We start from the raw sequence: 19,840 nt of genomic DNA on the forward strand, positions 1-19,840 counted from the left end.
ACATTAGTGCAGCGAAGGAGGGAACAATGCAGCCGGAAACGAGCCTGCGGGTCAATATCCCTGCTGAACCAGAGGCGATCGAGGTCGACTTGCGGCGCACCGCGGCCATTGTGGTCGATATGCAGAACGCCTTCCTGTCGAAGGGCGGGATGCTCGATATCGCCGGGCACGACATCTCGCGCGCGGATGAAACCATCGCTGCGGCCAAGCGGACACTGACAGCCCTGCGTCGTGCCGGGTCGCCGGTGATCTACCTGCAAATGGGCTACACCGCGGACCTGTCCAATGCGGGTGGTCCGCAGTCTCCGAACCCACGCAAGGAACTCGCGCTGTGCCTGATGGCAGCACAGCCAGAGCTACGCGGGAAGCTCCTCATCTGGGGCGACTGGGACGCCGAGATCGTTGATGAACTGAAGCCGGAGCCCGGCGACCTCGTTGTGCGCAAGTCGCGCTACAGCGGCTTCGCGGGAACGAATCTCGATGCGCTGCTGCGGACCCGCGGAATCTCGCACGTCGTCGTGATGGGCGTCGCCACCAATGTCTGTGTGGAGTCGACCGTGCGCGACGCCTTCTTCCACGAGTACTGGCCGGTGGTTGTCCAGGATGCCACCTACCAGGCTGGCCCGCCGGAGATTCAGGAGGCAAGCCTCTTCAACATCCGGAGCTTCTTCGGCTGGGTGACCACGTCGCACAACATCGCACAGGCGGTCGAGCAGGCACTGGCTGCCGGCGTGCGTGCGGAATGACCGACCGGTAGGAGTGGAATATCATCTCGACATAACCCATCAGGTCCCGGCGGGGTGATGTTCCGTGAGCGCGGACCGGTGGCAGTCCTGCGGGCCGCGGGCCCGGATGAAGGGAGCAGAGTTTCGTGCCGCTGAAGATCGATGTCTTCTGCCACTTCTTCCCGCCCCGTTACTGGCAAGCAATGCTGGAGCAGGCGGCGGGCTCGGCCTACATGCAGAAGCGGGTGCGGGGGATCGCTGCGCTGCACGATTTGGACGAGCGCTTCCGGCTGATGGAGCCACATGAGGACTACGTGCAGGTGTTGTCCCTGCCCGGGCCGCCGATCGAGGCGTTCAGCTCACCGGACAAGGCTCCGGAGCTGGCACGGATCGGCAACGAGGGCATGGCGGAGTTGGTCGATCGCTATCCCGACCGCTTCGTCGGCTTCATCGCCGGGCTCCCGATGAACAACCCAGACGCGGCCGTGCGCGAGGCGGAACACGCCATCACGCAACTCGGCGCTACCGGGGTCCAGATCTACACCAATGTGAACGGTGCGCCGCTCGACCAGGATGCCTACCTCCCGCTCTTCGCCCTCATGGCGGAGCACGACCTCCCGATCTGGGTGCATCCGTCGCGCGAGCCCGACGTGCCCGACTACCGGACGGAGGAACGCTCCAAGTACGACATCTGGTGGGCCTTCGGCTGGCCCTACGAGACGAGCGTCTTCATGGCGCGGATGGTCTTCTGGGGCCTGTTCGACCGCTTCCCGAACATCAAGATCATTACTCACCACATGGGCGGTATGGTCCCGTACTTCGAGGGCCGCGTCGGCTACGGGCTCGACTCGCTCGGCCGGCGCACCGACGAGGCGGAGGACCTGGAAGCGCGGGAGCGGCTCCAGGGCCGGCCCTACGACTACTTCCGCCGGTTCTACGCCGACACGGCGCTGTTTGGGGCGCTCCCGGCAACCGAGTGCGGCCTCGCTTTCTTCGGCACCGAGCGCGTCCTCTTTGCCACCGACTTCCCGTTCGACCCGCAGGGTGGTGCGCTGTTCATCGGCGAGACCGTGCGCGTCGTGGAGAACATGACGGCGTCGGCCGAGGACAAGCAGGCCATCTTCGAGGGCAACGCCCGGCGGCTGCTGCGGCTGCGCTTGCCCGACTAGCGCGGGGAGGCGCGTGCGCGGCCGGTCGGCCTCGCTTGACCGTGTCCGGAACGCCACCTACACTGGAGCGGGCCGACATCGGGGATGCTTCGGGACGGGGTGTTCCTCCCGGCACTGCCGTGCGCTGCGCGCGTGTGGTGGTTCTCTTGCGCCGGGACACGGAGGCTGCGCCACGATGGCGGGTGCCGCCGCCTGCGGCCCATGTGTGGCTGACCGGCACCCGTTGGTGTGCGGTTACCGTGGGCCCGGCCCACGGGCAGGTAGTACGGAAAGGACAGTCACCGATGACTTCCACAGCCAAACCGAGGACCCTGCAAGAGATCGTTGACAGCGTGCCCAACATCGCCCAGTACCTGTACAACAACCAGACCGGCCCCCGGATCTACCCGGTGGTGCAACCGGAGTACACCAACTGGCGTGATGAGCAGCGGTCCTGGCGGGAGACGGCCTGTCTGTTCGACCTCTCCTACCACATGACCGACCTCTATGTGAGTGGTCCCGATGCGTTCCGCCTGCTGGAGCGGCTGGCGATCAATAGCTTCAAGGGCTTCAAGCCGGGGCGGGCAAAGCAGATGGTCGCCTGTAGCCCGGCCGGTTACGTCATCGGCGACGTGATCCTGTTCTACCTCGACGAGGAGTCGTTCAACCTCGTTGGTCGCCCCTCGGTCCACAACTGGGTGCAGTACCACGCCGAGACGGGCGGCTACGATGTGCAACTGGAGCGCGACGAGTGGGCGGTGGGCGACCCCAACCGGCGGCGCAAGGCCTTCCGCTTCCAGGTGCAGGGGCCGAACGCGGTGCAGATTTTGGAGAAGCTCAATGGCGGGCCGCTGCCGGACGTCAAGTTCTTCCACATGGGCTGGATCAACATTGCCGGGCACCAGGTCCGGATGCTGCACCACGGGATGTCCGGGGTGGCCGGAGCCGAGCTGATTGGGCCGTTTGAGCACGGGCCGGAGGTCAAGGCGGCGATCGTCGAGGCCGGCAAGGAGTTCGGCTTGCGCCAGGTCGGCTCGCGTGCGTACGCCACCAACACGCTGGAGTCGGGTTGGATCCCGTCGCCGCTGCCGGCGGTGTACACGGGCGAGGAGCTGCGGGCGTACCGCGAGTGGCTGCCGGCGGCCAGCTACGAGGGTGGCGGCGCAATCGGCGGGAGCTTCGTCTCGGACAACATTGAGGACTACTACCTGGATCCGTGGGAGCTGGGGTACGGGTCGATCCTCAAGTTCGACCACGACTTCATCGGGCGCGAGGCGCTCGAGGAGATGGCGAAGCAGCCGCACCGCAAGAAGGTGACGCTCGCCTGGAACGGCGAGGATGTGGCGAAGGTCTTCGCCTCACTCTTCGGGAAGGACACGCCCGGCAAGTACATCGACCTGCCGCTGTCGCAGTACGCCACCTGGATGTACGACAAGGTGGTGAACCAGCAGGGCGAGACGGTGGGGATCTCCACCTTCTGCGGCTATAGCTGGAACGAGCGGTCGATGCTGTCGCTGGCGATGCTGGACGAGGCGTACGCCGAGCCCGGCACCGAAGTGACGCTGATCTGGGGCGAGCCGGACGGCGGCTCGCGCAAGCCGTCGATCGAGCCGCACCGGCAGTTCGAGATTCGGGCGACGGTCGGGCCGGTGCCGTATGCCGAGCCGGCGCGGCAGTACCGTGCGCGGCTGCGCGGTCAGTAGCCGCGCCGGTCACCCGCAGACACGAACCAGGCCCCGAGGGTACTCCCTCGGGGCCTCGTCATACTGGGCTACTTGCTGGGCTTCGGGTGGGTGCCTGCGGCTCCTACGCCGAGCCATTGCCCGGACACCCAAGCTCTCGCTGCTTTTCCTGCACCCACTTGACGGTGGACTCCACCGCGTTGAACGTACTCCAGTGGACGCCGATGATCCGGTCGCGAGCGGCGTCCTGTGATTCAGCCAACTCACCGATGGTGGCCCAGGGGTCGTAGCGTGCCCCGCCGGTCAGCACGAACCGCGCAAGGCCTCGCTGCTTCTCCAGATAGCGGAGCGAGGCGCCGATCCCCAGCCGCATCGCGATCCGCACCAGCCGGTCGAAGCGGATCGTACCGGGCAGACAGAGGTAGAGGGGCAGCGTGAAACCGGCTGCCGTCGCTTCATTGATCCATGTGAGCATCGCCTCCGGGTTGAAGCTGATCTGCATGATGGCGTAGGAGGCATACCGCTGCTTCGCCAGGAGCGCGGACATGAGCGCGTCGTCGGAGATCTTCGGGTGCCCTTCCGGGTAGGCGCCGATGCCGATCGTGCTGGGGCGCTTCGGCAGGGTCGCAAGTGACTCCAGCAGGTCGAGCGCGCTCTCGAACTCCCCGACCGGCCGATCCGGGTCGCCCCCGATGACGAACACCTCATCGATGCCGAGTTCCATCAGGTTGGCGATGATGCGCTCCAGCTCGGACGGTCCGGCGATGCCCCGCGCCGTCAGGTGTGGCACGACCCGGACCCCACGCCGGTGCAGGTCAGCCGTAAGCGCGAGTGTGGCGTCGATGCCGAGATCCGGCGAGACCGTCACGGTCACCTTCATCGAGGGTGGCACGAGCGGGGCGAGCTTCTCGGCTGTGATCGTCGGGAGCACCTCGAGCCGCGAGTCTCCCAAGACGCGACACGCCCACGTGTTGTCCATGTGTAAGCTCCCCTCCCGCTTCGGTCGGGCACGCCGCCCAGGCTATCGCCGAACGGCACGCACCGTTCCGGCAACGGGCACACTCCGGCGTACACTTGCCGCCTGGTCACCCGCTGCTTCGCACGTTCGCGTCGATTGTAGGTGCACCACGGACCCGCCCGCAACGCCGTCCGGCCCAGGGGGCGGATGCCGCTCCGCCTGTTGACGAGGCTCCAGTTACCACGGAGTCCTACGTGCGCGTCGGTGCTCAATCAGCGTGCGCACGAGTTCTGGTGGATTGAACGGGTTGACCTGCTCGGGAGACGCCATTAGAATGCCAGTGGCCGAATCTCCGGGGTCAACAACACATTAAGACGATAAGAGGCAACGTGGATCGACCTCTATCGCGACGTGACTTGCTGCGCTACGGTGCGTTCTCCTTCGTCAGCCTCGGGGCGGGTGCCCTGTTGAGTGCGTGTGGTGGCGGATCGGAGACGCCGACGCCTGAGGCCGCGGCTCAAACGACGCCCACGCCGATGGAGGCCTCGGCCACTGCCGCCGCGTCGCCGACAGCCGGTCCTTCGCCCACCGCGAGCGGAGAGGCCCAAGCCTCGCCCGAAGCGAGCGGGGCGACCGCCGATTGGGACGAGGTCGTCGCCCAGGCGCGCGAGGAAGGGCAGCTCGTACTCTACGACGGGCACGGCGGCGCGATTCCCACCATCGGGTACGCTGCGCAGGAGTTCCAGGCCGAGTACGGGATCCAGGTCGACGTCTCCGCCATGCGCGCCAGCGAGGGGCAGGAGCGCGTCCGCGTCGAGCAGCAGGCTGGCCAACCTGTGGCTGACCTCGTCACGATCGGATCGACGCAGGCATGGCTCATGATCAACCAGGATAAGACCGTCCAGCCGATCGGGGATCTCCCCAACCTCTCCCGGGTCTCAGAGGAGGTTATGGCGCAGGCTGAAGGATTCGGCCTGACCGAGTATGCGGTCTTTGAAGCGATCCAGGTCTATGGTGTTCTGGTCAACACGCGTTTGGTGCCCGAGGGAGAAGAGCCCCGGACCTGGGAGGATGTCCTCGATCCCAAGTGGATTGGCCAGATCATCATGGATGACCCCCGGGCCATCGGCGGCGGGTTCGTGTTCTTCTCCGCAGCCCTCGTTGGGCTGGGGGAGGAGTTCCTCCGGAACCTCGCAGCTCAAGAGCCGGTGCTGACGCGGAACATTGCTGACTCGGCCAACCGCGTCGCGCGGGGTGAGTTCGCTCTCATGATTCCGTTCGCCCTCGGCCTCTTCCCGCAGGTGAAGGATGTCCCGACGGTCAAGGTCGTGATGCCGGAACCGGGTGCGCCGTTCGTCCTCCAGGGCATTTCAATCCCGGCTGAGGTGCGCCATCCGAACGCGGCCCGGCTCTTCATCGACTACCTGCTGTCCGACAAGATCCAGGAGCATCTCGCCGCCAACTACCTGCGTCCGGTCGTGGATTCCGCGCTGGAAGCGGCGCCCCCGGAGGCACGAGACCTTTTGTCTGCCCCGCTCTTGGGAACGTCCGATCCGCCACGTAGCGAGGAGCGTCTGGCGCTCGCCGCGGAGATCTTCCAGGAGTAAGGCCCAGCGCCGGTTTCACCGTGGTACCGCGGCTGGCGGCCCGCGCCGGTTCGCGAGGCGCGCCGCCGGCCGCGCTGGGAGCGAGAGGTCCATGGCGATCGCAGATATCATGAGGCAGTCGCGCCGCCGCACATCGACCCTGCTCACCGGGCCTGTCCTGCTCCTGGTGATTGTGGCGGTCTTGACGGTCTCGCCGGTGCTGCTCCTCGCCTACGGCGGCCTGCGGGATGCCCCCATCGGTGCACCGGGGAACCTGACGCTGGACAACATTACCCGCCTCGTGCTCTCACCGGCCTGGATCGTCATCCTGGAGACAGCGGTCATCGCTGCCGCGGCAGTGGTCGGCGGCTTCCTGGCCGGAGGGGTCGCGCTGGCCTGGTTAGTGGGCCGCACCAACCTCCCGGGCGCCTCCTTCTTCGAGGCGGTGCTCACCCTCCCGTTGTATCTCCCGCCGATCATGCTGGCCGTCGCCTGGGCCATGCTCGGCGCGCCGCGGGTCGGGCTCCTGAATGTGATCACGCGGGAAACACTCGGGTTCGAGGTCCTCGATGTCTACTCGCACGCCGGAGTCATCTGGTACCTCCTGGTGTTCAGCGTTGCCTTTCAACTCAGCTTTGCCGCCAGCGCTTTCCGCACCTTTGACGCATCGCTGGAGGAGGCGGGGCGTGTCTCCGGCGCACGTCCGTTTCGGGTGTTGACCCGCATCGTCGTCCCGCTGCTCTTCCCGATCCTGTCCGGGGTCTTCCTCTACTCCCTGGTGCGTTCATTCGAGGCATTCGAAGGTCCCCTGCTCCTCGGTGCTCAGGCCGGTGTGGACATGATCTCGGTGGAGATCTACGACCTGGTGCAGAACCGCCTGCCGCCCGACTACCCGATGGCGTCCATAATGGGGGTGTTCTCGGTGCTCATCGTCTTGCCGCTGACGTGGTACCAGTGGCACCTGCTGGGCAGGCGGAGCTTCACCGTGCTGGGCGGCCGGGGGTACAAGGCGGGCTCGTACGACCTCGGCGTCTGGAAGATCCCAGCCTTCCTCCTCTGCGTCGCCGCGACCGTATTGGTGGTGTTCCTGCCGATATCCCAGTTGGTTCTGGGCTCGTTCACACGGTTCTTCGGTGTCTTCGAAGCGGGGTTTACCCTGGACCACTACACCAGCGTCCTGAGCAACGGCCAGCTCCTGCGGGCGCTGCGCAACTCGGCGGTCCTGGGGATGACGGGGGCGACGCTGGCGCTCCTGCTGAGCGGCCTGGTCGGGTACGTGATCGCCCGTGGCCGTACGGTCCCGCGATGGGTGCGGGTGACCCTAAATTTCCTGAGCTGGCTCCCGCTCACGGTGCCGGGCATCGTGCTCGCGCTTGGCTTCCTCTGGCTCTACGCCTTCGCGCCCATCCCGCTCTACGCGACGCGCGTCGGGCTGGTGATCGCCTACGTGGTCCTGGTCCTGCCGCTGGCGGCGCGTGCGATGGTGGGTTCGCTTTCGCAGATCTCGGCTGACGTCGAGGAGGCTGGTCGGATCGCCGGAAGCGGCTGGCTTCGGACCGTCGTGACTATCCTGATCCCGTTGATCTGGCCATCGGCCATGGTCGCCTGGATCCTGGCCTTCGTCGGGATCTTCCGCGACCTGAGCACGTCGGTGCTCCTGGTGCCCCCGGGGCAACCGGTGTTCTCCACCGCGCTCCTCGAACTGTGGGGCGTCGGCAAGATCGAAGAGGTCTGCGTGTTGTCCGTCCTCGCCATGCTCCCGATGGTGGCGGCCCGATACCTGGTGGGACGCCTGCAGGGCTACGAGATGCGGATGCGGTCGACCAGCCGGTGAGGGGGATCCGATGCCGCGCTTACGCAGCGTGTTACCGAAGGGGAGTCCGCGGTGGGCCGTCCGGCTCGCCCAGTGGCACGCGCTGGGGCTCGCGGACGAGGATTTGGACAAGCCCAAGATCGCGATCGTCAACTCTTCATCGGAACTCGCGATCTGCTACAGCCATCTGGACCAGATCGCTTCCCGGCTCAAGCCCATCATCCGCGCGGCGGGTGGGGTGCCGTTCGAGGTCCGTACCACCGCGCCGAGCGACTTCATCACCAGTGTCGGAGGCCGGGGCGGGTACATCCTCTCGGCGCGCGACCTCATCTCGTTCGACATCGAGGCGATGGTCGAGGGCGCGTTCCTGGATGGGATGATCTGCCTTTCGTCCTGCGACAAGACGCTTCCCGGGCATCTGATGGCCGCTGCACGGCTCAACATCCCGACCCTCATTCTCGCGTGTGGCTACCAGCCGTCGGGTTGCTGCCGGGGTGAGCCGGTGGACATTGAAGAGGTGTTCGTCTCCGCTGTCCACCACGTCCTGGACGAGACCGACGAGGGCCGCGATTGGCTGGCTGAGTGTGCTCGGGAGGCGATCGGCGGACCGGGCGTCTGCTCGGGTCTCGGCACCGCGAACACGATGCACATGGTTGCGGAAGCACTGGGCATGACGCTGTTCGGCACCACGCCAGTCCAGGCGAACAGCGCCCGGATGTGGAAGACCGTCGAGCGTGCCGGCCGTCGCGTGGTGGAGATGGTCCAGGAGGATCTGCGGCCGAGCCGGATCCTCTCTCCCGGGGCGTTCCGGAACGCCGCGACGCTCCTCCTGGCGACGGGCGGGTCGCTCAACGCCGTCAAGCACCTCCAGGCGATCGCTAAGGCAGGCCGGATCGACGTCGATATCTTCGACCTGCTGGGAGACCTATACGATCGTGTCCCGCTCCTCGTTGAGGTACGACCCAACGGACCGACCTCGATCGAGGAACTCGAACAGGCGGGCGGCGCGGCTGAGTGCCTGCGGCGCCTGGCGTCCATGCTCGACCTCGGGGCGCTGACGGTCGAGGGCGAGCCCCTCGGCGCCCTTCTGGAACGCTCGGGTGCCGACCAGACGTCATCGTGCATCGCCTCGCTGGAGGCCCCGGTCCGGCGCCAGAGCACGCTCATGCCGGTCCGAGGAACGCTGGCCCCGCGCGGCGCGCTGGTGCGCTCGACGGCGTGGGTGCAGGAACGCAGCGGCGAACCATTCCGCGGCCGCGCCGTGGTCTTCCATGATCAGGACCGCGTCGTCGATGCGGTGCGAAACGGGCGGATTCAGCCGGGCACGGTGGTCGTGCTGCGCGGGATTGGTCCGCGCGGACAACCCGGCATGGGGATGGCATCGTTCGCCGCGTTCGCGCTGGCGCGACCGGAGCTGGTGGACCATGTGGCCCTCGTCACCGATGGGCAGATCTCGGGTCTGGTCAATCAGGGGCTTGTGGTCGCTGAGGTGACGCCCGAGGCCGTCAGTCCGGACTCACCGCTCGGCCGCGTGCAGGACGGGGACGAGATCGTCGTGGATCTCAGCGCGAGGCGGGTGGATCTCCTGGTGGACGAAGCGACGCTCCGGCGTCGGGAGCCATATCAGGGGCCGGAATCCCTGCCGGACGGCTGGCTCGGTGTCTACGCGCGGCTAGCCACAGATCTGCGAAAGGGGAACATCGTGGAGCCTTAACGAGGCCGGGTCTGAGAGCAGTGCGGATTAGTCGTCCTCGCTTAGAAGTCGTCGAGAAGGAGGAACGCATGGCGATTGTGGGACGCTGGCCGCGGGCGATCTTCTACGATTCGAAGACGACGCTGTTCGACTGGGCCTGGAGCTGGCGCGAGGCTGCCAGAGCCTACATCGAGAAGTACGGCCTGGACACCTCGGTCGACGACTTCGTCGAGCGATGGGTGCGTAACTTCGAGGGCTATCAGCGCATCGCCGCCTTCGGCCAGTACACCCCCATCACCGGGGTCTCGATGAAGAACGCCCTGGCCGACACCTTCCAGCAGTACGGGGTGGACGGGGATGCCGCGACCGACATCCAGGTGTTCGAGCAACTGCAGGAGCAGGTGCCGCTGTTCCCGGACACCGAGGCGGCGCTGCTGGCGCAGAAAGAGCTGGGGGTCAAGATCATCATCTACTCGGACGTGGAAGCGAAGTACCTGCGCATGTACGTGGAGAAGTTCGAGCGCTTCCAGCCGGACCTGGTGGCCACGACGGATGAGGCGGGCTATCACAAGCCGAACCCGTGGACCTATCGCTGGGTGCTGAACAAGATGGGGCTGGAGCCGCGGGATGTGATCTACTGTGCGGCGCCGGTGTTCGACATCCAGGGGGCGATGGCGACGGGGATGATCGCGGCGCACCTGCGGCGCAAGGAGGGGCGGCTGTCGCGGGCGACGCACACGCCGGGGGTGGTGCCGGCGGACTATGAGATTGAGAGCCTGCACGAGCTGACGACGATCGTGGAGTTCAACCGCTACCCGGAGCGCTACCGGCGGCAGGGCTAGCGCCGACTGACCACGTCTGAACGACCTTGCGACAGGAGCGAGCATGCGCGTAGGCGTGCGCGGACTGACCGTTCGGATCGGGAACGTCACGATCTTGCAACCGGTCGACCTCGACGTGGAGGACGGGGAGTTCTTCGCGCTGCTCGGCCCGAGCGGCTGTGGCAAGACCACCTTCTTACGGGTGCTCGCCGGCCTCGAACGTCCTGCAAGCGGCCGCGTCTGGATCGGCGACCAGGTGGTGAGCGACGCCGACGGGGTGTTCCTACCCCCGGAGGCGCGCGACGTTGGCTTTGTCTTCCAGTCGTACGCGCTGTGGCCGCACATGACGGTCTTCGAGAACGTGGCGTTCCCGCTCAAGTCGCGCGGGTGGGCCAAGGCCAAGATCCCGGAGCAGGTGGACTGGGCGCTGCGCATGGTCGGCCTGGCCCACCTCAGCTCCCGGCCGGTGACGGCGTTGAGCGGGGGCCAGCAGCAGCGGGTGGCGATCGCCCGGGCCATCGTCGCCCACCCGAAGCTGCTGCTGATGGACGAGCCGCTCTCGAATCTAGATGCCGACCTGCGCCGGGAGGTCCGCGATGAAATTCGCCGGCTGCAGCAGGAACTCCAGATCACGACGCTCTACGTGACGCACGATCAGGAGGAGGCGTTCGCCATCTCAGATCGCATCGCCGTCATGAACGCGGGTCAGATCCTCCAGGTCGGGTCGGCGAAGCAGATCTACGACGCCCCGCAGCACGCCGCCGTCGCCCACTTCCTCGGGCTGAAAGTCCTGGAGGGGGAGCTGGTCCGCGAGGGCGGCCAGGCGGCGCTGGAGATTCATGGCTCCCGTGTGCCGTGCGCGGTGCCCGACGCGCTCCCCGAGGGGCCGGTTGAGATCGCGCTTGACGCGGGGAAGCTGCGCGTGTGGCAGCCGAGAGATCCGTCGGAGGCGCCGCCCGCGGCAGCCCTCCCCGCGTTCGTGGAGCGGGTCGCGTTCTCGGGGCGCTGGGGATGGCGCGCGCGGGTGCGGCTCTGGGAGGGAGTCGCACTCGAGCTCTACACGCCGGCCGAGCTGCAGGAGGGCATGGACGTGCTGCTCGTGGGAGAGCCGGGGTTCCTGCGCGTCGTCGGCCCAGTGGCGGCCACACCCGCAACGGCGACGACGGGCTGATCCCCATCACTTCGGGGACCGAATCTCTACGTTGGGCGGGCTCGCGGCCGGCCCTCGGTCCCTTCCGAGGCCGGCGGATGCGACAGGGAGATGACATGGCCGAGAGCGTGTCTGCCGTTCGCACGGTACGGCGCAGCGACACACCGGGCATGACCGTCCAGGCGGATGTCTGCGTCGTCGGTGCAGGGATCAGCGGCACGACCGCCGCGATCATGCTGGCACGACGCGGGCACCGGGTCGCCCTCGTCGACTCCTGCACCTGGATTGGTGGGCAGGCCGTCGGTGTGCCGATCGGCACCATCGCCGGCCTCTTCTCGGCGGGGCCGAATCCGTTCCTGCTTTCCCCGGTGTTGGCTACCGAGGTACTCGATGCCCTGGCCCGGGAAGACGCTTGCTACATCCAATACTCGCGGCGGGCGCGTACCAACACTGTGGTCTACGACGAGGTTACGGCCATGCGCATCTTCGAACAGATGCTGCGGGCTGGTGACGTGCAGATCATCCTCGGTGGCGTGGTGACCGCAGCCGATCTGGACGGCAGGCGCATCCGGGCCGTGGACGTCGCCACGCGGTTCGGCGCCTGCCGCATCGCCGCGCGCGCCTTCGTCGACGCGTCCGGGGACGCGGCGCTTGCGTGGACCGCTGGCCTGGCCTGCCGCGAGCCGACCATGGCCATCCATGGCACCCAGATGTGCGTCCTCGAAGGGGTGGTCTGCGGCGACCCCGCTGAGACGCGAGCGGTCGTCCAGCACGCCGAGGGGCTCATCCGTGAGCGGGGTGAGGCGTACGGTCTGACACGGCGGGAGGGGGTGATCTTCCTGCTGCCCTCCCGGCAGGTTGCCATCCTCAACGTCACGCACGTCGAAACGCCGCTCGACCCGGTGGCATTCTGGCACCATGGTCTGGAGGGTCGCGAGCAGGTGGAGCGAGCCATCGCGCTGCTCAAGGCGGAGTACCCCGAGGTCTTTGGGCGCGCCCACGTGCGCAGCCTCGGCCACCCCGGCATCCGTCAAACCCGGTCGATCGTGGGTATGCACATGCTCACGGTCGATGAGGTGAACGCAGGGGTGCGTTTCCCCGACGCGATCGCCCGCGTGGCCTGGCCGATCGAGCTCCACGACACCGCGGCGGGCTACCGGTGGGAGCCTTTCCCGGATGGCCACGTGCACTACATCCCGCTCCGCTCCCTCCTCCACGCTGAGGCGGACAACCTGATCGCTACCGGGCGCTGCATCGACGCCGATCCGTTTGCGCTCTCCAGCGTCCGGGTCATGGGGCCGTGCATGGCCACGGCGGTGGCTGCGGCTGAGTGCATCGATCTCGCCCTGTGGAGCGATTCGAGTCTCCACGACGTCGACGCCGGCAAGGTTCAGGAACGCGTCGCGCCCAACCTGGACGGCGAGTGGCCGTGGCCGCCCGATGGCGGGACGAGCGCATCCGGCGCCTAGCACCTCGTCGCAGGAAGGCCGGGTGCCAAGCCACCGCATCGTCGTTCAACCCGACTCGGGGAGCGTGTCGGGACGGATCTCCCAAGTGACGGAGCCGCTGCCGTCAGTGGGATGAACGTGCCTGGTGCAGGCAGTCCTGACACCCTCGGGTCGTGCGCGCCGGCGTGTCACTCTGCGTCGGTGGCTGGCGGTGCCGCGTGGCCGGTCTCGGCCGCGACTCGCCGCGGCATCGCCCAGGCTATGCGGTCGTCTGGGATGTTCACCTGCCGGATGCCATGGGGGATCGCCTGCTGGATGCGCTCGTATTGCTCCTGGAGGTGGGCCGGGGGTTGCCACGGGTGGAGGTAATACACCGCCTCAATTTCCGCCTGCAGTAACTCCTTGAGGCAGCCGAAGCAGGGCTGCATCGTGGTATACACCACCGCCCCGCGGACGGCGATGCCGAAGCGAGCCGCGGTCAGGAGCAGGTTCTGCTCGGCGTGGACGCAGATGCACGCGTCATATCCCTGACCCGCTGGGTACCGCTCCGGATGCGCACAGCGGTCGCAGCCACCCTCATCACAGTTCTTCATCCCCATCGGCGTGCCGTTGTAGCCGGTGGCGATCACGCGGTCCTGGAGCACCAACACCGCCCCGACGCGGCTGCCGAGGCAACTGGCCCGCTCCCGCACGGCCATCGCGAGCCGCATGTAGTACTCGTCGCGCGCCATCCGCTCTGCCGGGGACGTCTCCTTGCTCGGCATCCGGGCTCCTCCCATGTGGCTCATGCCATCCCAACCATCTGCATCTGGGGTCGATAATACGCGATCAACCCAGACACAACGCCTGACGACCATGGGTGGGGACACGGTGTCGGGAAGCGGAGATAGGCGCTGCGACGTTGACGCAAGAAGAGGGCGGGTGCGACACGGAACCCGTGGTCAGGGGCACGTGCCGTATCATGGAGCTGGCTCCCTACCACGGTTCGTGCACTGTGCATATGAGAGGAGATCGACATCATGGGAGTAACGTCGGAGGCGGGCGCGGTGCTGGAGCAGGTCCGAAAGGTGCGCCAGGTTCGCCAGTACCGGCCGGACCCGGTTCCGGCTGAGGCCGTGGACCAATTGCTGGAGATCGCTCGGTGGACGGGTAGCTCCCGCAACACCCAGCCGTGGCACTTCATCGTGATTCGTGATAAGGAGACCCTGCGCCGGATCAGCCAGTTGCGTCCCCCGATCAATTGGGTTGCGGACGCGCCGATGGCCATCGCTATCGTGCTCGACGGGGCGAGCCAACTCAGCGAGGCATACGACGAGGGCCGCGTCACCGAGCGCCTGCTCATCGCGGCACAGATCCTCGGACTGGGAGGCGGGGTCGCCTGGTTCGGCGATGCGTCGCAGGAGGCTGAGGCCAAGCGGATTCTCGGCATCCCGGATGACCGCACGGCCCGCTCAGTTGTCACTATCGGGTATCCGAAGTCGATTCGAGATCCCCGCCCCAACCCCGCGCGGGCCGGCCGCAAGCCAATCTCCGAGATCGTCAGCTACGAGCGGTTCGGCCAGACCAGCGCGTGATGCTGGCGGGCACGGACAGCGGCTGTGGGGCGTCTGGCGGCGGACGTGCAGGCCCCCGTCTGTGCCCGGCACTGGTGGCGAGAAGGTTCTCAGGCCGCGGCCCGTGCCCGAGGTTAAATCCCCGGGCTGACAAAGAAAAGCCCGCTGAAGCGGGCTGGTGATGGCTTCATGGAGGCGTATCCGGTTTGGCCCACCACCGGGCGCGGCGTCCCAAGTTCCTTCAGTGGGCTTCGACTCCTCGCCCGGGGAATTGTCCCCGGGCACAGGTCGAGCGGCGGACACCGTGTCATGAGAATCTGAGCTCAGCTGCGATTGCAGCCGGCTTTAGCCGGCTTCCCCTTGTCAGCCTGGAGGTTCACCCCCGGGCACGTGCCTGACGGTGTGGAACTCTTCGCCTGGATCTGGGTCCCCTCCTCCCCTACCGCACTCCATCGACTTTCTGTTTCATGACGGCGGTCCTGACCCCGCGCTCACGTCGTCACCAGGTACCGGATTGTGCCGTCGAACTCCTGTGACAACTCCGCTGCCCCACATCGCCGCAAACGAGCCCGCCAATTACCACGTTGAGACGTGGGCGATAGCACCAGGTTACACGGCCGTGCCACGCGCGCGGTGGTTCAGCATGTCACGACAATTGCGAATCGGACCTCCAGACGAGCCGTGTCGAGATGGGCACAGAAAAACCTGTGTTACAGTGGCCGTGACGGCGATCCTCGCATTACTTGCGAGGCTAGTGAGTAAGGGGGTGCGACGTGACACAGAAACGTCTCGCGGTTCGCGTCATGGCGCTGTTCGTTCTGCTGCTGACGGCGTTCACGGCGCCGGCCGCGGCCAGCGCGCAGGAGGATGAGCAGTGCCGGGCATTCGCCGAGACGGATCACCAGATCTGCGGCAACTTCCTGGAGTACTGGGAGGCTAACGGGGGCCTGGAAGTGTTCGGGCTTCCGGTGACCGACACGTTCCAGGAGCTCAACTGGGACACGCTGACGCAGTATCAGGTTCAGTACTACGAGCGCGAGCGCTTCGAATACCACCCGGAGAATGAGGGAACGCCGTACGAGATCCTCCTCGGCCGTCTGGGGGTCAATGTGCTCGAAGCCCGGGGGATCGATTGGACGCAGCTCCCCAAGGCGGACCCCAGCGAGCCGTACTACATGGATGTCACCGGGCATGCGATCGCTCCTGAGTTCTGGGAGTACTGGTCAAGCCACGGCCTCGAGTTGGGTGACGAGGGGATCTCCTTCCGGGAGTCGCTGGCCCTGTTCGGCTATCCCATCACGTCGCCGGCTATGGAGCGGAACCCCGATGGGGACACCGTCCTGACCCAGTGGTTCGAACGCGCGCGCTTCGAGCTGCACGAGGACGGGACTGTGCTCCTCGGGCGCCTCGGCGCCGAGATGAACACCAACGACGGGCAGTTCGCCGTTCGTGTCCAACTCGAGTTCGACGCCACCCTCCGGAAGGCCATGGAGGATCACCAGGCCGACGGCTTCCTGGCCGGCGTCTGGTCGCCGCACGTAGGGGACTGGCTCGGGACAATTGGGGTTGCTGATCCCATCACCGGAATGCCCTACTACCTCGACACGCACCACCGGATCGGTAGCGTCAACAAGACCATGACGGCCACGCTGATCCTCCAACTGGTGGACGAGGGCCAGCTCAGCCTCGACGACACCATCGACCAGTGGTTCGACGGTGTCACCTATGGCGACCAGATCACGGTCCGCATGCTGCTCAACATGACCAGCGGCATCGGCAATTTCACACTGAACCCGCGCTGGCAGGAAGACTTCTTCGCCAACCCGGAGCGCGTCTTTGATCCCCAGGAGATCGTCGCCTACGGGATCGAGATGGAGCCGAGCTTTGAACCCGGCGCGGGGTGGGAGTACTCCAACACCAACTACGTCATGCTCGGCTTGATCGTCGAAGCCGTCACCGGCCAGGACATCCGCGATCTGTACCAGGAGAGGATCTTCGAACCGCTGGGGCTCGATGAGACAACCTTCCCGGAGCCGGACGACGCGTCGCTGCCCGAACCGTACGCCCGCGGCGTGACGTGGCAGGGGCTGCCGCCCGAGATCCGCGACGCGACAAACTGGAACCCGTCCTGGGCCTATGCGGCCGGGCAGATGATCTCGACCGCCGATGATCTCCGCGTGTGGGCGCGCGCCCTGGCGACGGGTGAGCTGGTGAGCGAGGAAATGCACGCGGAGCAGCTCACCTGGGTACAGGTCGTGCCCGACGTGCCGGAGGTCGGGTACGGGCTCGGTATCGTGAATGACTTTGGCTGGTTGGGGCATGACGGCACGGTGTTCGGCTACGACACGGTGATGTTGTACCGACCCGATCTCGATCTCAGCCTGGTCACGCTGGCTAACTCCGATATCCCGACCGAGGAGTTGATGTGGCCGGCGCACTCGGTGGCCGCCGGGATCATGTCCATCATCAACCGCGAGTACCCGTCGGAGGTCGTGGTCCAGTGATCAAACGGTGAAAAGCCTTCGTGCGCCGGTAGTCGGGGTCTGATGACCTGGCGCCGCCCGGGGATGAATCCATCCCCGGGCGGCCCCATAGCGCGTTCACTGGCCAGGTTCTCGGTGTGATTCTTTCCTGACGGTTCCGATCGCTCTTCTCTCTCACACAGCGACGTCGAGCGGCTGGGGCGTCGCTCCGGTTGACTCCGCCTGGGCGGCCGGGGTGCGGCTGCCGCGCCAGCGGCGGTACTCGATCCATCCCTGGAAGGCAAGGTGGCGGAGCCAGCCACCCGGGAGCCGCGGGTGGGTCCGTGGCGGACGCAGCAGCGCGAGATCGGGGTCCGGGTTGCCCAGGATGCTCTGCGCCAGCAGAAACCCGAAGAAGTGGGTGGGCATCACCCCTGACCCGTTGTACCCCGCCGCAACGTAGATGTTCTCGTCGACTTGCCCGGAGACGGGCCACCAATCGGCCGTGCGCGCGGTGACGCCGTGCCACTCGTACTCGATCGGCACGCCGGCCAGCCACGGGTAGCGCTGCAGGAGTTCGCGCCGGCCGATCTCGCGTTCTCGCTCACTGATCTGCCAGCTCGTCCCCTCGAAGGCGCGGTGCCCGAGCACGTGGCGGTAGAAGAACCGCCGGTCGGGCGTGGAGCGGACCGTGTGGGTGTAGTAGCCGCCAGCCTCCAGACGGAACGGCCAGCGCTCCAGACCGCTTCGCTCCCACTCCGCCGGGGTCAGCGGCCGAGTGACGATGACGCGGTGATGCATCGTCAACAGGACGGACCGCGCGAAGCCAAGCTGCTGCGTGTAGCCGTTGGTGGCCAGCACGAGGTGCTGGGCCGTCACACGCCCTCCGGGCGTGTGCAGCGTGATCGACCGCCCGCGGTCGATCCGCACGACCGGCGACCACTCGTAGAGTTCAGTGCCCCGACGCTGGTTCGCTTCCACCAAACCCGCGATGAGTTTACCCGGGTGCAACCAGTTGGCCGTGGAGACCTCCGCCGTGGCATAGAAGGGCGAGCCGATCTCGCGGGCAAGCTCGTCGCCGGTGAGATCGGGATTGGGGCACCGCTGCGCAGCGGAGTACAGGGTGATGCATGGGATGCCCTCGGCCAGATCGAAGTCGATCCCCTCGGTCTCGGCGAAGGTCTGGAGGAGCTGGTAGCCGCGTGCCGCGCTCGGGGAAGGGTCGTGGCCGCGGAACCGGGCGCGAACCCCGCCGGAGTTGCGGGAGCTAGCACCCGATCCGAACCGCTGTGCTTCCAGCAGAACCACGCGGAGGCTCGGCTCGAGCTTCTTCAGGTAGTAGGCTGCTGCCAGCCCGGTAAAGCCGCCGCCGACCACGGCCACGTCGACCTGCAGCTCGCGGTCCAGCCGCGGGAACTTGGGCAGCGGCGGGATAGTGCACATCCAGTAGCTCGGTGCCCGCTCCGGCTCGGTCGCGATCTCCACCCGGCGACGCGGCTTCCAATCGGCGGCCACCAGCGGCAGGGCAACCGCCGCGGCCCCGGCGATCCCCATCCAACGGCTCCGTCGCATCCGATCTCCTCACTCCCGAGGCCCGGAATCTCTCCCGGACCGCACCGACTTCGTGACGCCCTCGCGGCCACAAGAGCTGCCTGACCCACGCAGATACACCGGGACGGCGTCGCGGGTGCTCGCGATCCTTCGTCCTGACGGCATCGTCGATCCGTACCCGTTGGCTGCAGCACAACGCCGTTGGTGTGCGTACCCGAGAGCGCGGGCCCATGGTAGATAGCTCGCGCAACGCTGTCAAACCTTTGGCGTACGTGCGGCGATCGTACCCTGACGCGCCCACCTGCCGTGGTGCCGGGCGCGGCGCGATGCCGCATGTCTGTCATCGTGTCGTCCGGTTTCGTGACGCGCCGGATTGGTGCTGCTGTGCTAGTCACCCTCTTTCGACCGGGGCTGGCGATCCTCAGAACGAGGTCGGGTCCCGTCTGCGTAAGCCGGGGGCTCAGCGGTGTCGCGGATTAGCTATGACGCCTCGATGTTCCGCTTGCTCGCCAGACGCTTCGTTAGCGCTTCATCGACAGCGGCAATGAGCTCCTGGATTCGTTCAACCACCTTTGGTTGGCTCAGGTCGAGATTCTTCTTCTTTGGTCGATGTTCGGTGGTACGGGTTGTCGCGTGAATCGCTCCTAAGACACTCATCGATACCGTGATGAACTTCGCCCTCGGGGACCGAGGGAGTTGGTTGACCAACGGATCGTGATAAAGGTCGTTACATAGCTTTGCGATCTCGGGGTCGTCGAATCGGACCTCGGACGACGTGTGAGCGAACTCGTTTCGAATGCGTCGGATCCGGTTGAGGTCTTCCCTCAGCTTGGGTGAGATCAAACCTATTAGGTATGCTAGCTCGATACGAGCCGCGAATGACGATAAAACGCCCGTTCCGTCCAGAATGTGCTTGGATGCTTTCTGATCGTCGACAAAGAATCGTTGCAACAACTCCATCAATGCGGTGTCCAAGTAGGCTGCTGCCATAAGAGCACAACCGCGATCGCTCTCTCGGTTAAGGTTGAGACGGAAACGAGCTACGTCCAGCGGTGCTTCCACATAGCCAATGCCCGTGGATGCCAAGACCTCGTTCAAGATCTGTTCCATCTCTTCTGGCGACGTGGAAGAGATTTCCGGAAGAAGCTGATCTAAGAATGGATCTAGTAACGCGAACAAGTCATCTAGGTTCATGGCTATCGTGCGACCTGTTTCAACACACATCCTCGTCCTCCTCATAGACCGCCTGA

At 66.3% G+C, this 19,840-nt stretch carries 15 protein-coding genes; 11 read left to right on the forward strand and 4 right to left on the reverse strand.

Annotation, left to right across the window (positions count from 1 at the left end; all coding sequences use genetic code 11):
* Nucleotides 1-26 precede the first annotated feature (26 nt).
* The 3 genes from STHE_RS13580 (at nucleotide 27) to ligM (ending at nucleotide 3,576) form a co-directional block, all read left to right on the forward strand.
* A complete protein-coding gene (locus tag STHE_RS13580; protein ID WP_012873163.1) occupies nucleotides 27-746 on the forward strand; it encodes a cysteine hydrolase family protein in 720 nt (239 codons plus the stop codon).
* Between the two features lie 125 nt (nucleotides 747-871).
* Nucleotides 872-1,894 carry an amidohydrolase family protein gene (locus STHE_RS13585; RefSeq protein ID WP_012873164.1) on the forward strand — a complete coding sequence of 341 codons (1,023 nt, stop codon included), beginning with the start codon at nucleotides 872-874 and terminating at the stop codon, nucleotides 1,892-1,894.
* 284 nt (nucleotides 1,895-2,178) lie between these two features.
* Nucleotides 2,179-3,576 carry a vanillate/3-O-methylgallate O-demethylase gene (ligM, locus tag STHE_RS13590; protein WP_012873165.1) on the forward strand — a complete coding sequence of 466 codons (1,398 nt, stop codon included), beginning with the start codon at nucleotides 2,179-2,181 and terminating at the stop codon, nucleotides 3,574-3,576.
* Between the two features lie 103 nt (nucleotides 3,577-3,679).
* Here the strand turns inward: ligM and STHE_RS13595 are convergent, their stop codons facing one another.
* A complete protein-coding gene (locus STHE_RS13595) occupies nucleotides 3,680-4,534 on the reverse strand; it encodes a methylenetetrahydrofolate reductase (RefSeq protein ID WP_012873166.1) in 855 nt (284 codons plus the stop codon).
* A gap of 368 nt (nucleotides 4,535-4,902) precedes the next feature.
* On the opposite strand from STHE_RS13595, the gene STHE_RS13605 reads away from it, so the two are divergent.
* From STHE_RS13605 to STHE_RS13630, 6 genes are all read left to right on the forward strand, one after another.
* The gene (locus STHE_RS13605) at nucleotides 4,903-6,120 is read left to right on the forward strand and encodes an ABC transporter substrate-binding protein (RefSeq protein ID WP_012873167.1); all 1,218 of its coding nucleotides are present in this window, start codon (nucleotides 4,903-4,905) and stop codon (nucleotides 6,118-6,120) included.
* Between the two features lie 91 nt (nucleotides 6,121-6,211).
* Entirely contained in the window at nucleotides 6,212-7,933 is a 1,722-nt protein-coding gene (locus tag STHE_RS13610) for an ABC transporter permease (protein ID WP_012873168.1), read from the forward strand.
* A gap of 10 nt (nucleotides 7,934-7,943) precedes the next feature.
* A complete protein-coding gene (locus STHE_RS13615) occupies nucleotides 7,944-9,626 on the forward strand; it encodes a dihydroxy-acid dehydratase domain-containing protein (protein WP_012873169.1) in 1,683 nt (560 codons plus the stop codon).
* A 68-nt stretch (nucleotides 9,627-9,694) separates the two neighbouring features.
* Nucleotides 9,695-10,447, forward strand: coding sequence for an HAD family hydrolase (locus STHE_RS13620; RefSeq protein ID WP_012873170.1), 753 nt, complete (start codon nucleotides 9,695-9,697; stop codon nucleotides 10,445-10,447).
* A 43-nt stretch (nucleotides 10,448-10,490) separates the two neighbouring features.
* On the forward strand, nucleotides 10,491-11,597 hold the full coding sequence (locus STHE_RS13625; RefSeq protein ID WP_012873171.1) for an ABC transporter ATP-binding protein: 1,107 nt from the start codon (nucleotides 10,491-10,493) through the stop codon (nucleotides 11,595-11,597).
* 95 nt (nucleotides 11,598-11,692) lie between these two features.
* A complete protein-coding gene (locus STHE_RS13630) occupies nucleotides 11,693-13,045 on the forward strand; it encodes an FAD-dependent oxidoreductase (RefSeq protein ID WP_012873172.1) in 1,353 nt (450 codons plus the stop codon).
* A 167-nt stretch (nucleotides 13,046-13,212) separates the two neighbouring features.
* On the opposite strand, the gene STHE_RS13635 is transcribed toward STHE_RS13630, so the two are convergent.
* Nucleotides 13,213-13,788, reverse strand: coding sequence for a deoxycytidylate deaminase (locus STHE_RS13635; protein ID WP_012873173.1), 576 nt, complete (start codon nucleotides 13,786-13,788; stop codon nucleotides 13,213-13,215).
* A 255-nt stretch (nucleotides 13,789-14,043) separates the two neighbouring features.
* Between STHE_RS13635 and STHE_RS13640 the strand changes: the two genes are divergently transcribed.
* A complete protein-coding gene (locus STHE_RS13640; protein ID WP_012873174.1) occupies nucleotides 14,044-14,598 on the forward strand; it encodes a nitroreductase family protein in 555 nt (184 codons plus the stop codon).
* Between the two features lie 752 nt (nucleotides 14,599-15,350).
* Complete coding sequence (locus STHE_RS18165) at nucleotides 15,351-17,081, forward strand: serine hydrolase domain-containing protein (RefSeq protein ID WP_012873175.1); 1,731 nt, start codon at nucleotides 15,351-15,353, stop codon at nucleotides 17,079-17,081.
* A 153-nt stretch (nucleotides 17,082-17,234) separates the two neighbouring features.
* Here the strand turns inward: STHE_RS18165 and STHE_RS13650 are convergent, their stop codons facing one another.
* Nucleotides 17,235-18,611 (reverse strand): NAD(P)/FAD-dependent oxidoreductase, encoded by a 1,377-nt coding sequence (locus tag STHE_RS13650; RefSeq protein WP_012873176.1) that lies wholly within the window; start codon nucleotides 18,609-18,611, stop codon nucleotides 17,235-17,237.
* A gap of 459 nt (nucleotides 18,612-19,070) precedes the next feature.
* On the reverse strand, nucleotides 19,071-19,814 hold the full coding sequence (locus STHE_RS13655) for an MltR family transcriptional regulator (protein WP_012873177.1): 744 nt from the start codon (nucleotides 19,812-19,814) through the stop codon (nucleotides 19,071-19,073).
* Between the last annotated feature and the right edge of the window lie 26 nt (nucleotides 19,815-19,840).

It is taken from the genome of Sphaerobacter thermophilus DSM 20745 (assembly GCF_000024985.1).
Lineage (GTDB): Bacteria > Chloroflexota > Chloroflexia > Thermomicrobiales > Thermomicrobiaceae > Sphaerobacter > Sphaerobacter thermophilus.